Source organism: Streptomyces sp. NRRL WC-3605 (assembly GCF_001509795.1).
GTDB lineage: Bacteria > Actinomycetota > Actinomycetes > Streptomycetales > Streptomycetaceae > Streptomyces > Streptomyces viridochromogenes.
Map to the genome: position 1 here is coordinate 70,193 of NZ_LLZN01000046.1, position 14,830 is coordinate 85,022.

Annotated in this window: 11 protein-coding genes; 7 read left to right on the plus strand and 4 right to left on the minus strand. The window is 72.6% G+C overall.

Features of this window, described 5'->3' with window-relative positions:
* The first annotated feature begins 162 nt into the window (after positions 1 to 162).
* Genes ADL34_RS12015 through ADL34_RS12025 form a run of 3 tightly spaced genes read left to right on the plus strand, consistent with a single transcriptional unit; the run spans position 163 to position 2,996 of the window.
* Complete coding sequence (locus tag ADL34_RS12015) at positions 163 to 423, plus strand: hypothetical protein (protein ID WP_062666199.1); 261 nt, start codon at positions 163 to 165, stop codon at positions 421 to 423.
* Positions 424 to 2,670 (plus strand): 4-alpha-glucanotransferase, encoded by a 2,247-nt coding sequence (gene malQ, locus ADL34_RS12020; protein ID WP_062666200.1) that lies wholly within the window; start codon positions 424 to 426, stop codon positions 2,668 to 2,670. It abuts the gene before it with no gap.
* Positions 2,671 to 2,720: 50 nt separating this feature from the next.
* Positions 2,721 to 2,996 carry a hypothetical protein gene (locus tag ADL34_RS12025; protein WP_062666202.1) on the plus strand — a complete coding sequence of 92 codons (276 nt, stop codon included), beginning with the start codon at positions 2,721 to 2,723 and terminating at the stop codon, positions 2,994 to 2,996.
* A gap of 115 nt (positions 2,997 to 3,111) precedes the next feature.
* Here the strand turns inward: ADL34_RS12025 and ADL34_RS12030 are convergent, their stop codons facing one another.
* Entirely contained in the window at positions 3,112 to 3,690 is a 579-nt protein-coding gene (locus ADL34_RS12030; protein WP_062666204.1) for a TetR family transcriptional regulator, read from the minus strand.
* Positions 3,691 to 3,818: 128 nt separating this feature from the next.
* Between ADL34_RS12030 and ADL34_RS12035 the strand changes: the two genes are divergently transcribed.
* Positions 3,819 to 5,285 carry an FAD-dependent monooxygenase gene (locus ADL34_RS12035; protein WP_062666206.1) on the plus strand — a complete coding sequence of 489 codons (1,467 nt, stop codon included), beginning with the start codon at positions 3,819 to 3,821 and terminating at the stop codon, positions 5,283 to 5,285.
* Positions 5,286 to 5,339: 54 nt separating this feature from the next.
* On the opposite strand, the gene ADL34_RS12040 is transcribed toward ADL34_RS12035, so the two are convergent.
* Positions 5,340 to 5,813 (minus strand): DUF1203 domain-containing protein, encoded by a 474-nt coding sequence (locus tag ADL34_RS12040; RefSeq protein ID WP_062666208.1) that lies wholly within the window; start codon positions 5,811 to 5,813, stop codon positions 5,340 to 5,342.
* Positions 5,814 to 5,925: 112 nt separating this feature from the next.
* Here ADL34_RS12040 and pepN point away from each other — a divergent pair, with 112 nt between their 5' ends.
* On the plus strand, positions 5,926 to 8,505 hold the full coding sequence (pepN, locus tag ADL34_RS12045) for an aminopeptidase N (protein ID WP_062666210.1): 2,580 nt from the start codon (positions 5,926 to 5,928) through the stop codon (positions 8,503 to 8,505).
* A gap of 109 nt (positions 8,506 to 8,614) precedes the next feature.
* Here the strand turns inward: pepN and ADL34_RS12050 are convergent, their stop codons facing one another.
* Positions 8,615 to 9,631 (minus strand): aspartate-semialdehyde dehydrogenase, encoded by a 1,017-nt coding sequence (locus ADL34_RS12050; protein WP_062666212.1) that lies wholly within the window; start codon positions 9,629 to 9,631, stop codon positions 8,615 to 8,617.
* Positions 9,632 to 9,970: 339 nt separating this feature from the next.
* Here ADL34_RS12050 and ADL34_RS12055 point away from each other — a divergent pair, with 339 nt between their 5' ends.
* Positions 9,971 to 10,528: an RNA polymerase sigma factor gene (locus ADL34_RS12055; RefSeq protein WP_370686500.1), complete on the plus strand. Its 558-nt coding sequence runs from the start codon at positions 9,971 to 9,973 to the stop codon at positions 10,526 to 10,528.
* A gap of 1 nt (position 10,529) precedes the next feature.
* Positions 10,530 to 11,276: a hypothetical protein gene (locus ADL34_RS12060; RefSeq protein ID WP_062666216.1), complete on the plus strand. Its 747-nt coding sequence runs from the start codon at positions 10,530 to 10,532 to the stop codon at positions 11,274 to 11,276.
* Positions 11,277 to 11,328: 52 nt separating this feature from the next.
* Here the strand turns inward: ADL34_RS12060 and ADL34_RS12065 are convergent, their stop codons facing one another.
* A complete protein-coding gene (locus tag ADL34_RS12065; protein WP_062666219.1) occupies positions 11,329 to 14,616 on the minus strand; it encodes a S8 family serine peptidase in 3,288 nt (1,095 codons plus the stop codon).
* Positions 14,617 to 14,830: the final 214 nt, after the last annotated feature.

Genomic DNA, 14,830 nt, shown 5'->3' on the forward strand with positions numbered 1-14,830 from the left:
CTCACACCCCTTCTATCGGAGGCCCCGGCGGCGCCGGTTCACGTCCGGGCGACGGAATGGATGTGACCCAGACCACGTTGTCCCGTGAGTTACGTCTGCCTTCGCGCCCGCTGGGTAGGGCTGCCGTATCCCGCCGCCGTACCGACACCCCAGGAGGCCCCCGTGCCCACCGCTCCGGCCCTGTCCAAACCTGAGGCGCCCTTCGCGCCCGACACGCACGCCTGTGTCTTCAGCGCCGAGGGCGCCCGCGCCGTCACCCCCCTCACCAGCGAACCTCCGCTCCCCGACGCCGAACCCCTCACCAGCGAGCCGCCGCTCGCCGACGCCGTGCCGCTGACGAGTGAGGCCGCCTACTGGGACATGGACGTGGATCCGGGTATGGACACCGGTATGGACATGGACATGAGCGCCCCGAGGCCGTAGATGACACAGACGCGGTCGGCCGACATCCCTGCCGAAGGGTCCGGACAGCCCCAGGACCCGCCCTCCGACGATCTGTCCCGGCTCGCCGACCTGCACGGCGTCGCCCCCTCCTACCGGCCGTCCCCCGACCGCACGGTCACGGCCTCCGCCACCGCCCTCACCCGCGCGCTGACCGCCTTGGGCGTCGACGCGAGCACCCCGGCCGCCGTCGCCGCGGCCCTCGACGCCCGCGAACGCGCCCTGCGCGAGCGTCTGCTGCCCCCGACGGTGGTCTGCTGGAGCGGCACCGAACCACCCGCCCTCGACGCGCTGCCGCCCGGCACCCGGCTGACCGTCACCACCGAACAGGGCGGGACCCACGAGGGCACCGTCCGGCTCCCGCCCGGCGTGCACCGGCTCACCGCGGCCGCGCCCGACGGCCGCACCGCCCACAGCCACCTCGTCGTCGCCCCGCCCCGGCTGCCCGCACCCCCCGGACGGACGTACGGACTCCTCGTCCAGCTCTACTCCCTGCTGTCCCGCCGCTCCTGGGGCATGGGCGACCTCGGCGACCTGGCCGCCCTCGCCGACTGGGCCGGACGCTCGCTCGGCGCCGGCTTCGTCCAGGTCAACCCGCTGCACGCGGCCGTGCCCGGACCGCCCACCGACCCGTCCCCCTACCGGCCCTCCTCCCGGCGCTTCCCCGACCCGGTCCATCTGCGGGTCGAGGACGTCCCCGAGTTCGCCCGGGTCGAGGACCGCGACCGGGTGGCCGCACTGCTGGAACGAGCCGCGCGGCTGCGCGAAGGGGTGCTGGAGAAGGGCGCGCTGATCGACCGGGACGCCGTGTGGGAGGCCAAGCGCGAGGCGCTCGAACTGGTCCTGGAGGTGCCGCTCGACCCCGGGAGGCAGGACGCGTACGCCGCCTTCCTCGCCCGCGAGGGGCAGGCGCTGGAGGACCACGCCACCTGGTGCGCGCTGGCCGAGGCGCACGGCCCGCACTGGCGGCGCTGGCCGGCCGGCCTGCGGGACCCCCGGTCCGCCGGGACCGCTCGCGCGCGGCGCGACCTGGCCGGCCGCGTCGACTTCCACCGGCGGCTCGCCTGGCTCACCGACACCCAGCTGACCGCCGCCCAGCGGGCCGCGCGGGAGGCGGGGATGCCCGTCGGGATCGTCCACGACCTGGCCGTCGGGGTGCACCCGGACGGCGCGGACGCCTGGGCACAGCAGGAGTACTTCGCGGCCGGGATGTCGGTCGGCGCGCCCCCGGACGCCTTCAACGCGCGCGGCCAGGACTGGGGGCTGCCGCCCTGGCGCCCGGACCGGCTGGCCGCCTCGGGCTACGAGCCCTACCGGATGCTGCTGCGCGCCCTGTTCGGCCACGCGGGCGCCCTGCGCATCGACCACGTCATGGGGCTGTTCCGGCTGTGGTGGGTGCCCGAGGGGGAGCCGCCGACCGAGGGCACGTACGTCCGCTACGACGCCGAGGCCATGCTCGCCGTCCTGGTGCTGGAGGCGTCCCGCGCCGGAGCCGTGGTGATCGGCGAGGACCTCGGCACCGTGGAGCCCGGCGTACGGGAGCGGCTGCGGGCGCGCGGGGTGCTCGGCACCTCCGTTCTGTGGTTCGAGCGGGACTGGGAGGGCGACGGCCGCCCGCTGCCGCCCGGATCCTGGCGTGCCGACTGCCTGGCCACCGCCACCACCCACGATCTGCCGCCCACCGCGGCCCGTCTCACCGGCGAGCACGTCGAACTGCGCGACCGGCTCGGCCTGTCGACCCGCCCGCTGGAGGAGGAGCGCGCGGAGGCGGCGGCCGACGCCGCCGAGTGGCTGGAGCTGCTGTCCCGGCTCGGACTGACGGACGGCGGCGACGGAGAAGCCGGAGATGCCATAGAGGCCGGAGAAGCCGGAGAAGCCGGAGAAGCCGGAGAAGTGGGCGGGATCGGCGAGGGCGTCCGCGAGATCGGCGAGATCGGCGAGGAGGCCGGCATCCGGGCCGTGCACCGCTTCCTGCTGCGCACCCCGGCCCGCATGGTCGGCGTCTGGCTGCCGGACGGTGTGGGCGATCGCCGCCCGCAGAACCTGCCGGGGACGTGGGACGAGTACCCCAACTGGCGCCTGCCGATCGCCGACGCGAACGGCAGGCCCGTCACCCTGGAGGAGCTGACGGCCTCGCCCCGGGTCCGCGCGCTGCTGGAGGTGCTCCGCGAGGACACCGCCCGGTCCGGTCCACCGCACGGCACCGGCCGCCATGACGCCGGCCCCTGACAGCACCCCCGGACGCGCGGGCCCCGGCGGCGTTCGGTACTTTTGGGCCCGTGGACAAGAAGAACGCCCTGCGCGCCGGCGCCCTGGCCTCCGGTACGACGCTGATGATGCTGCTGATGTCGTCCCCCGCCCTCGCGCTCACGCGCGACGACGGCGACGACCCCGGTCAGGGCCTGAGCGTCATGGAGACGCTGGCCCTGTACGTGATCGCCCCGATCGTGATCTTCGCGGTCATCACGGGCCTGGTCATGGTGCTGGACAAGTCGCACAAGAAGAAGGACCCGACCAGCTCCAACATCACCACCAAGGCCGACGCCACGGCCTGACGCGAGCTCTTCCGAGTCCGCCGCGCGCTGTCGAGGGCGCCGGCCCCGTTCCGGGTACGCACAGGCGTGCACCGGCCAGGGCCGGCGCCCTCGTGCGTGCGCCTCGCTCCCGCCGCTACGCCGGGTGCGGCGCGGTGAGGTACCGCTGCACCGTCGGCGCCAGCCACGCCACGATCTCCTCGGGGGACAGCGCCACGGCGGGCGGGAAGCGCAGCACATAGCGGGTGAGCGCGAGGCCCAGCAGCTGTGAGGACGCCAGCGCTGCCCGCGCCGGGGCCTGTTCGGGGTCGGGGCACACCCGCCGGGCCAGCGGCAGCAGCTGGTCCGCGAAGATTCCCTGCATGCGCTCGGCCCCGGCCTCGTTGGTCGCGCCGACCCGCAGCAGGGCCGTGAGCACCTCGTTCTTCTCCCACATCGTCAGGAAGTGGGTCACCAGCGCCTGTCCCGCCGTGTCGCGGCTGACGGCCGCCGGGTCCGGCAGCTCCAGGTCGATCGCCACGGCCGCCGCGAACAGGCCCTCCTTGTTGCCGTAGTAGCGCATCACCATCGACGGGTCGATGTTCGCGTCGCGGGCGATGGCGCGGATGGTGGCCCGGTCGTAGCCGTCGGCGGCGAAGCGTTCGCGGGCCGCCTCGAGGATCGCCGTGCGGGTCGCGTCGGAGCGGCGGGGGGTCCGGGGCTTGCTCTCGTTCATATCAACAACCGTAGGCCAACATGCATGGGCCAACAAGCGTTGACAGTTCTGTGTGGTGCCTCTAGCGTTGTCCACAAGCGTTGGCCTACAGGTGTTGGCCAGTGGACGTTGGCATAGGGAGGTCCCCCATGAGCGGCATCCGCACCGACCGCACCACCCCCGGCGCCGTGATCGTCGTCGGCTCCGGCCCCACCGGCCTCCTGCTCGCCGGTGACCTCGCCGCCGCCGGCGTCCCCGTCACCGTGCTGGAGCGTCGCCCGCACGCCATCAGCAATCTCTCCCGCGCCTTCGGTGTCCACGCCCGCACCCTGGAGCAGCTCGACGCCCGGGGGCTGGCCGACGACCTCCTCGCCACCGGCACCACCATCACCGCCCTGCGCCTCTTCCGCCGTCTCACCCTCGACCTCGGTACCCTCCCCTCCCGCTTCCCCCACCTCCTCGTCACCCCGCAGTACGAGGTCGAGCGGCTGCTGGAGCGGCGCGCCCGCGACCTGGGTGTCGACTTCCGCCACGAGCACGAGGTCACCGGGCTGCGGCAGGACACCACCGGCGTCGACCTGGACGTGCGCACCCCGGACGGCACGGCCGCCACGCTCCGCGCCGCCTACGTCGTCGGCACGGACGGGCACCGCAGCGCCGTACGCCGGGCGCTCGGCCTGCCCTTCCCGGGCACGTCCGTCATCACGTCCCTCTTCCTCGCCGACGTCCGCCTCGCCGAGCCGCCCGAGGGCGTGCTCACCGTCGACGGCCGCGGGGGCACCTTCGCGATGATCGCGGCCTTCGGCGACGGCTGGTACCGCGTGATGGGCTGGGACCGCCGCCACGAGGTGCCCGACGACGTCCCGCTCGGCCTGGAGGAGGTCAGGGAGGTCACCCGGCGGGCCCTCGGCACCGACCACGGCATGCACGACGCCCGCTGGCTCTCCCGCTTCCACAGCGACGAGCGGCAGGTGCCGCAGTACCGGGTGGGACGGGTCTTCCTCGCCGGCGACGCCGCGCACGTGCACTCGCCCGCCGGCGGCCAGGGCATGAACACCGGTCTGCAGGACGCCGCCAACCTGAGCTGGAAGCTGGCGGCGGCCGTGCGGGGCCGGGCGCCCGAAGGGCTGCTCGACAGCTACCACGCCGAGCGCCACCCGGTCGGCCGGGCCGTGCTGCGCAGCAGCGGCGGGCTGGTCCGGCTCGCCCGCGCCCAGCACCCCGGGCTGTGCCTGGTGCGGGCCGGGGTCTCCGCCGTCGCCCGCGCCGCCCGCCCGGTCCGCACGAAGGCGCTCGCCCAGGTCTCGGGCATCGGCTACCGCTACCCCGCCCCGCGCGGCTCCCACCCGCTGACCGGCGCCCGCGTCCCCGACGCGGCCCTGCGCGGCGGCGGCCGCCTCTACGAGGCCCTGCGCGACGGGCGTTTCGTGCTGGTCGCCCCGGTGGCGAACGAGCGGGCGGCCTCCGGGGACGAGTCCGTCGGCGTCCGCCGGGAGCAGTGGGCGGACGGCGGCCGCACCACCGTCCTGGTGCGGCCCGACGGATACGCGGCGTGGGCCGCGGACGACGCCGGCCCGGCGGCCGTCGAGGCGGCGCTGAAGGCCCACCTGGGCTGACCGCGCCCGTCGAGGCGGCGCTGAGCGCCTACCTGGACGACCGCACCCGCCCGCTCAGCCCCTGCGCACCTCGTAGAGGAAGCAGCCGTACTCCACGGCCCGCACATGGACGAACTCCACCGCCGGATCGGCGAACGCCCGCGCGAACGCCGCTTCGAAGGTGCCCGGCTCGACCAGGTCGCCGCCGAGGATCCGCCCGTCCGCCGCGTAGCGGCGCACGACCCGGTGGGCCCGGTCGAAGGGCGGCGCCTCGGAGGCGGGGCCGCCGCACTCGCCGCGGTGCACGAACACCGGTCCCTGCTCGTCGTAGGCGCCCGGGTCGACGCCCGCGCCGGCCGCCCAGCGGCGCAGCGGGGCGTACGACACGAGGGCGACGTGCTCGCCGGGTTCGCTGCGGCGCAGGCAGCAGCGCAGCGGCGCACCGCCCTCCTCGTCCGGCACGGGAACCATCCGGCGTCCCGCGTCGTCAGTGGAGCGCAGTTCCTTCAGGACCGCCGGACCGATGGCATGCACGAGGAAGGTCGTCATGGCCCCAGCCTCCCGTGCGCGGACCCCGCCCACCGGCGGGTAATGGACATCGCGTTCGGGTCAGGTCCCATGGAAGGATGACCGAACCCACACATATCGAGGAGATGACCGCGTGCCTGGCACAAACCTGACCCGCGAAGAGGCACAGCAGCGCGCGAAGCTGCTCACCGTTGACTCGTACGAGATCGATCTCGACCTCTCCGGCGCGCAGGAGGGGGGCACGTACCGGTCCGTCACGACGGTGCGTTTCGATGTCGCCGAGAACGGTGCCGACTCCTTCATCGACCTCGTGGCACCGACCGTCCACGAGGTGACCCTGAACGGAGACCAGCTCGACCCGGGCGAGGTCTTCGAGGACTCCCGCATCACCCTGCCGGGCCTGCTCCAGGGACGCAACGTCCTGCGCGTCGTCGCCGACTGCGCGTACACCAACACCGGCGAGGGCCTGCACCGCTTCGTCGACCCCGTCGACCAGCAGGCGTACCTGTACACCCAGTTCGAGGTGCCCGACGCCCGGCGCGTGTTCGCGTCGTTCGAGCAGCCCGACCTGAAGGCCACCTTCCAGTTCACCGTGAAGGCGCCCGAGGGCTGGACGGTCGTCTCCAACTCGCCGACGCCCGAGCCGCAGGACAACGTCTGGACGTTCGCGCCGACGCCCCGGATCTCGACGTACATCACCGCGCTCATCGCCGGCCCGTACCACTCGGTGCACAGCGTGTACGAGAAGGACGGCCAGTCCGTGCCGCTCGGCATCTACTGCCGCCCCTCCCTCGCGGAGTACCTCGACTCGGACGCCATCTTCGAGGTCACCCGGCAGGGCTTCGACTGGTTCCAGGAGAAGTTCGACTACGCCTACCCGTTCGAGAAGTACGACCAGCTCTTCGTCCCGGAGTTCAACGCGGGCGCCATGGAGAACGCGGGCGCGGTGACCATCCGCGACCAGTACGTCTTCCGCTCCAAGGTGACCGACGCGGCGTACCTGGGCCGCGCCGAGACCATCCTGCACGAGCTGGCCCACATGTGGTTCGGCGACCTGGTCACCATGGAGTGGTGGAACGACCTCTGGCTGAACGAGTCGTTCGCCACCTACACCTCCATCGCCTGCCAGGCGCACGCCCCCGGCACCCGCTGGCCGCACGCGTGGACGACGTTCGCCAACCAGATGAAGACCTGGGCGTACCGGCAGGACCAGCTGCCCTCCACGCACCCGATCATGGCCGACATCCGCGACCTGGACGACGTCCTCGTCAACTTCGACGGCATCACCTACGCCAAGGGCGCCTCCGTCCTCAAGCAGCTCGTCTCCTACGTCGGCCAGGACGAGTTCTTCCGGGGCGTGCAGGCGTACTTCAAGCGGCACGCCTTCGGCAACACCCGCCTGTCCGACCTGCTCGGCGCCCTGGAGGAGACCTCCGGCCGCGACCTGAAGACCTGGTCGAAGGCATGGCTGGAGACGGCCGGCATCAACGTGCTGCGCCCCGAGATCGAGACCGACGACAGCGGCACGATCACCTCCTTCGCGATCCGCCAGGAGGCCCCCGCGCTGCCCGCCGGCGCCAAGGGCGAGCCGACCCTGCGCCCGCACCGCATCGCGGTCGGCCTGTACAACCTCGACGAGGCCTCCGGGAAGCTGCGCCGCGACGAGCGCATCGAGCTGGACGTCGACGGCGAGCTGACCGCCGTGCCGCAGCTCACCGGCAAGCCCCGCCCGCAGGTCGTCCTGCTCAACGACGACGACCTGTCGTACGCCAAGGTCCGCCTGGACGAGCAGTCCCTCGCCTTCGTCACCGAGCACCTCGGCGACTTCGACTCCTCGCTCTCGCGCGCCCTGTGCTGGGCGTCGTCCTGGGACATGACCCGCGACGGCGAGCTCGCCACCCGCGACTACCTCTCCCTCGTCCTGTCGGGCATCGGCAAGGAGTCCGACATCGGTGTCGTGCAGTCGCTCCAGCGCCAGGTGAAGCTGGCGATCGACCTGTACGCCGCCCCGTCCGCCCGCGAGGCGCTGCTCAACCGCTGGACGGACGCCACGCTGGCCCACCTGCGCGCGGCCGAGCCCGGCGGCGACCACCAGCTGGCGTGGGCGCGCGCGTACGCGGCCACCGCCCGCACGCCGGAGCAGCTGGACCTGCTGGAGGCCCTGCTGGACGGCTCCCAGTCCGTCGAGGGCCTGACCGTCGACACCGAGCTGCGCTGGGCGTTCGTGGAGCGCCTGGCCGCCGTCGGCCGCTTCGACGAGTCGGAGATCGCCGCCGAGTACGAGCGGGACCGCACGGCCGCCGGCGAGCGCCACGCGGCGACGGCCCGTGCCGCCCGCCCGAGCGCCGAGGCCAAGGCCGAGGCGTGGGCGTCCGTCATCGAGTCCGACAAGCTCCCGAACGCCGTCCAGGAGTCGGTCATCGCGGGCTTCGTCCAGACCGACCAGCGCGAGCTGCTCGCCCCGTACACCGAGCGGTACTTCGAGGTCGTCAAGGACATCTGGGGCTGCCGTTCGCACGAGATCGCCCAGCAGATCGCCATCGGCCTGTACCCGGCGCTCCAGGTCTCCGAGGAGACGCTGAACCGGACCGACGCGTGGCTGGCGGAGGCCGAGCCCAACGCGGCCCTGCGCCGGCTGGTCTCGGAGTCCCGCTCCGGGGTGGAGCGGGCGCTCAGGGCCCAGGCCGCCGACGCGGCGGCCGAGCAGGAGTAACCGCTCCCGCCGAAGCCGAAGCTGAAGGAAGCCCAAGGAAGCCGAAGCCGAAGCCGAAGGGGCGCCCACCGCAGCCGGTGGGCGCCCCTTCGCCGTGCCGGCGCGGCGGTCAGGCCTTCAGCTCGGCCGCGACCAGCTCCGCGATCTGCACCGCGTTCAGCGCGGCGCCCTTGCGCAGGTTGTCGTTGGACAGGAACAGGGCGAGACCGTGCTCGACCGTCTCGTCCTGCCGGATCCGGCCGACGTACGACGGGTCCTGGCCGGCCGCCTGCAGCGGGGTCGGGACGTCGGTCAGGGCCACGCCGGGCGCGCCCGCCAGCAGCTCCTTGGCGCGCTCCACGCTGATCGGGCGGGCGAAGCGGGCGTTGACCTGGAGGGAGTGGCCGGAGAAGACCGGGACGCGCACACAGGTGCCGGAGACCTTCAGCTCGGGGATCTCCAGGATCTTGCGGGACTCGTGGCGGAGCTTCTGCTCCTCGTCGGTCTCGTTGAGGCCGTCGTCCACGATCGAACCGGCCATCGGCAGCACGTTGTACGCGATCGGCGCCACGTACTTGTTCGGGGCGGGGAACTCCGCCGCCGAACCGTCGTGGGTGAGCTTCGGCGCGTCGTCGCCGACCTTCTTGACCTGCTCGAACAGCTCGTCGACACCGGCGAGGCCCGAACCGGACACCGCCTGGTAGGTGGCGACCACCAGGGCCTGGAGGCCCGCCTCGGCGTGCAGCGGCCGCAGCACCGGCATCGCGGCCATCGTGGTGCAGTTCGGATTGGCGATGATGCCCTTGGGGCGGTCCGCGATGGCGTGCGGGTTCACCTCGGAGACCACCAGCGGCACCTCCGGGTCGCGGCGCCACGCGGAGGAGTTGTCGATCACCACGGCACCCTGCGAGGCGACCTTCGGGGCCAGCGCCTTCGAGGTCGCGCCGCCCGCCGAGAACAGCACGATGTCCAGGCCGGAGTAGTCGGCCGTCGCCGCGTCCTCCACCGTCACGCCGTCCAGGACCGTCCCCGCCGAACGGGCCGAGGCGAACAGGCGCAGCTCGGTGACCGGGAAGTCGCGCTCCTTGAGGATGCTGCGCATGACCGTGCCGACCTGACCGGTGGCTCCGACGATTCCGACCCTCACGGCGACTCCTTCTGAGTGGCTTGTCTGTCTCTGCTGCATGGCCGAGGCCTTTCCATCATGCGTCCGACCTCGGGCGACCTGTCCAATTCTTTGCCCCAGGTGCCCACACAATGGGACGCCGCGGGAGCGCCCTCCGGCTCCAGTTGTTCCGCTCACACCCGTGCTGAGCTGGAAGAACCGGCCCGTCGGCGGTCCCGCGCCGCAAGCTCGCCTGCCCACCGCCCCCACCGCTACGCGAAGGTGTGACGTACGCCTCTGTTCGGTGCCGGGAAAACGGGGGACCGCACCGAACGTTTCCCTGCCTCCCGGCGTCATAGGCACAACACGGCGAGGGGAGGGGTGGCTGTGCTGCGCAGAAAGGCCCGCCGCGGCCAGGCGGGCGGTGCCGTCCGGGACACGGACGTCCTGGACGACCCGCTGGACGCGGCCCAGGAACGCCGGGTGCGGGCGGTGCTCGCGCTGGGCGGGGTGCCGCAGGCGGACCTGCCGGACGGGGTGCAGCAGGTCCGTCTGCGGCTGCTGGAGCGGGCCGCGGGCGGCCACGAGGCACCGCGTGACGTGTCCGCGTGGGCGGCGGTCGTCGCCTCCAACCTGGCGATGGACTGGCACCGGGCCCGCAAGCGGCAGGAGCGGCTCGGCGAGCGGCTCGCCGCACTGCGCCAGCCCGCGGCGCACCCCTCCGGCGAGGAGACCAGCCTGCTCTCCCTCGCCGTCGCACGCGGCCTGGACGAACTGCCCGACATCCTGCGCCAGGTGGTGGTCCTGCGCTTCTTCGCCGACCTCCCGGTGCGCGGGATCGCCGAGGAGCTCGGCATCCCCGAGGGCACGGTCAAGAGCAGGCTGCACACGGCGGTACGCGCGCTGCGGGCCCGCCTGCACGAGGACGAGGTGGTGTGACATGTCCGCCGAACACGACGGGGCCGACGCCCTGATGACCGCGATCACCGGCGACCCGCTGCCGCCCGACGCCCACGCGGACGCCGCCTTCCTGGCCGAGTACCGGGCCGCCGAGGCCGACCTGGCGGTGCTGCGCGAACAGCTCGGCGTCGTCGGCCGCGCCCTCGCCGAACCGCCCCCACCGGCCCCCGCTCCCGAGCCCGTACCGCCCGTGCGCGCACCGTCCCGGCCCCGTCGCCGGGCCTTCTCCCTGGCCCTCGGCGGGCTGGCGGTGACCGCGGCCGCCTCGGTGATGGCGGGCCTGGGATGGCTGATCGCGGGCGGAGCGGGCGAAGGCGACAGCGCGAGCGCGGACGCCGGCTCGGCGGCGGAGAAACAGTCGGACGCGGCCGCCGCCCCGGCCTTCGGCAGCCCCCGCTATCTCGCCTGCGCCCGGCTGGTCGCCGAGGGCGAGACCACGGCGGTCGAACGGCTCCCCGGGACGACCACCGTACGGATCACCGTGCGCCTGACCCGCGTCTACCACCCGGACGGGGACACGCCGGGGAGGAAGCCCGACGCTGAACAGGTGTTCGTGGTGGACGAGAGCGTCGTCCCCGGCATCCGGGCAGGCGACCCGTTGCTCGTCGGCGTCCCGCGCGGCGCGGGGCAGCCGGACTTCTGGGCGGTCGGCGAACGCCAGATCGCCCCCGAGCGGGCGATGGTCACCGCCTCTCTGCCCGAGGCCCGCGAGCTGACGTGCGGATGACGAAGGGGCGGGCGCCCAGCCGGACGCCCGCCCCGAAGGCCCTGCCCCGTGGTTACGGAGTGACCTTCTCGATCTTCACGCTGGCCACGCCCGCGGTGGTGCCACGCGCGTTCAGCAGCTGCACCTGGCCGAAGAACTCACGGCCGGCCGGCGCCTCCGCGGCCGCGGTGACCGTGGCGTCGACCTCGACCGAGGCACCCGTGGCGAGCTTCACCGGCGCCGACTCGTCCACCGTGACGGTGCCGAGGGAGGCGGAGAAGAACACGTCCAGGTAGTCGTACGCCGTCGTGCCGCTCGGCACCGAGTAACCGGCCACCTCGATGGTGTACGTGCCGGCGGCCGGCTTCGCGATGGAGACGGCCTCCTCGGAGTCGCCGTCCGCGGAGCTGGCGACCTGGTTGCCGGCCGCGTCGTAGACGGCCAGGTCGAGGTCGGCGGCCGTGTCGGAGACGTTGCCGATGGAGACGTCCAGCGACGCGGCGCCCGCGGGCACCTCGACCGTGGTGGCCTGCGTGTCGCCCTCCGTGATCGACGGACGCGCCGACTTCGAGGAGCCGAGCGGACCGCCGGTCAGCTTGCCGTCGATCGCGGCGTACTTGTTCGTCACCTTCCAGGAGGCGGCGGCCGGGGTGCCGACCTTCGCCTCGGGGATGGTCACGGTCGCCGGGTCGAACGCCGCGCCGAGCACGGTGACGTCCAGCTTGAACGGGTTGTCGAGCAGCGGCGAGGTGCGGCGCGCCTCGACCTCGATCTCCCAGACGCCGGGCTGCGGGTCGGCGTACGCGCGCACGTCCGGCTTGCAGCCGTTGCCGTCGAGGTAGTTGTTGTAGCAGTACGGGGTGCCCGTGTTGTCCGACGGGACGCCGTAGGGGTGGATGGCGATGAACCGGGTCTGGCTCTTGTCCTTCAGCCCGCCGATCGCGACCTCCAGCGACTTGGCGCCCTCGGGCACGGTCACGAAGTGGGAGACGGTGCTGTTGCGCTGGACCGAACCGGACGCCGCGTAGGTGTACTTCAGCGGCGCCGAGACCACGACCGTGTTGAGGACCAGCTTGTCCGTGCCCACGGTGCGCGGGTCGTCGACCTCGAGGATCGCGCTCTTGATGCCGGCCGAGGACGGCTTCGCGGAGATCTGGACGGTGACCGGCTTGTTCAGGCCGAGACGGATCTCGTCCGAACCGACGATCTTGAAGGTGCCCCCGGCGTTGTTCTCCAGGTGCAGCTCGTGGCGGATCGCCTTGTCCTCACCGGACGTACGGGTGATGGTGACGTCGTACGTCTTCTTCTGGCCGGCCTTGAGGCCGCCCTCGCGGTCGTAGATGCCGGTGCCGTGGCCCGGCGTCTTCAGGAACTGGTCGATCGCGGTGTCGACCGGCGCGTCGACCGTGTACTCGTGGGCGGTGGCGCCCTTCTTGATGGACTTCCAGGCGTCCACGATGTTGATGAGGCCGGCACCCTCCTCGTACGCCTGCACACCCTTGATGTGGTCGGCGGTCGAGGTCAGCGCGGTGCGCAGTTTCGCCGGGGTGAGGGCGATGCGGTCCTGCTTGGCGGCGCTCAGCAGCAGCGCCGAGGCGCCGGCGGCCTGCGGGGACGCCATCGAGGTGCCCTGCAGCATCGAGTAGCCGGCCGGCAGCGCGTAGCCCGCCTCGGCGACCGGGCCGCCGGGCAGCCAGGTCTGCGTGGTGTTGATCGCGGCACCCGGGGCGGAGAGCGTCGGGGTGAAGCCGCCGTCCTCACGCGGACCGCGCGAGGAGAACGGCATCATCGCGTACTTCTTCTCCACGGCCGAGCCGTAGTTGGCGGCCCACGTCTCCTTGGAGATGGTCGCGCCGACCGAGATGACCTTGTCGGCCAGACCGGGGTCGCCGATGGTGTTCGCGCCGGGGCCGGAGTTGCCCGCGGAGATCACCAGCTGCACGCCGTAGGTGTCGATGAGGCGCGTGTAGAGCTCGGCGCGCGCGTTGTTGCCGTCGTTCAGCGCCGGGAGGCCGCCGATGGACATGTTGACGATGTCGACGCCGCGGTTGACGACGAGGTCGATCATGCCCTCGGTCAGCGCCACGTTGGTGCAGCCGCCGGACCAGGTGCAGGCGCGCGAGGCGACCAGCTTGGCGCCGGGCGCCGCGCCGTTCATCTTGCCGCCGAACAGGCCGTTCGCGGCGGTGATGCCGGCGACGTGCGTGCCGTGCTCCGACTCGATGACGCCGATGTTGACGAAGTCGACCTTCTTGCCGACCCAGTCGCCGCCGTACGGGTCCATCGGCACGTCCTTGCGGATCTGCACGACGAACGGCTGGCGCTCCACCACGTCGGTGGACGGGTCGTCGGTGCCGAAGTACCCGATCTGGTAGCCGTCCTTGTACGGCTTCATCGGGGTGTCGTCACCGAAGTCGGCGTTGTTGTTGAGGTCGACGCGGACCGTGCCGTTCGCGGCGTCGTACAGGACGCCCCAGGTGTCGGTCGTGTCGCCGTCGCGGTTCGCGTCGCCGGCGGCGTCACCGCCGGTGGTGTACGACTCCGCGAAGGTGCTCACCTGGTACGAACCGGCGGGCGCCTTCCAGGTCTTGCCGCCGTAGGTGAAGGAGGGGCCGGAGACGGAGGTCGTCATCGGCCGCCAGGTGCGGTCGCCGTCGACGATCGGGTCGGTCGCGGTGACCCAGTCGACGATCTTGCGCTCGCCGGTGGTGGTCTTCTGGAGCGCGGGGTGACCCAGGTCGATACCGGAGTCCAGGATGCCGATGGTGATGCCGCGGCCGTCCGCCTTCGGGTTCTTCTTCACGAAGTCGACGGCGCCCGTCTCGAAGGACGGGTTGTACGGGTTCTCCGCGGGGGTCCGCTTGTCCGGACCGGCGTACTTGGCCGCCGAGGCCGTCGACTTCTTCGTCGAGACGGCCGGGTCGTCCAGCGGGATCTCCTGGCGCAGGTCGATGCCGTGCACGGAGGAGAGCTTCGTCGCGGCGGAGATCGCCGCTTCGGCCTTGCGGGTGGGGACCGTCGCCCGGACGTAACCGAGCTTGTCGTAGCTCTGGCCCACCGAGCCGACCGCGTCCAGCTGCTCGGCGACCTTCTCGGTCTGGCCGGGCGCGGTCGCGACCATCATGGTGACGTACTTCTCGCCGGACGCCTTGGCGTCGGCCAGGCGGTCGGCGTCGTCCGAACCGAGCTTGTCGTGCGCGGACTTCACACTGGGGTCCGCCGTCGCGGGAGCGGTGTCGGCCGCGACGGCGAGGGGTATCGGCCCTGCCGCGGAGAGCGCGGCGACCAGGCCGGCGGCCACGGCTATGCGCACCGCGCGTCTCGCGCCCGGCTTCGGTTCGCGCTGGGGGCTGTTGATCATCGGCATCCCTTGGAGGTAAAGGAGCATCGGGCGTCCGGAATGCGATCCCGAACGATCGCACAGCTTTATGCAAGGGAAGGGCGATAGGGAAGAGTTGACCGAATCGAAATGGACTGATGGGGAAAACCCCCTATGACTTTGCGGGTGATCAGCCGTCAAAGAGGGCAAGCCGCACGAGGGGTTCCGGCACCCCTCGGCAGCCCTCATCCGTCTC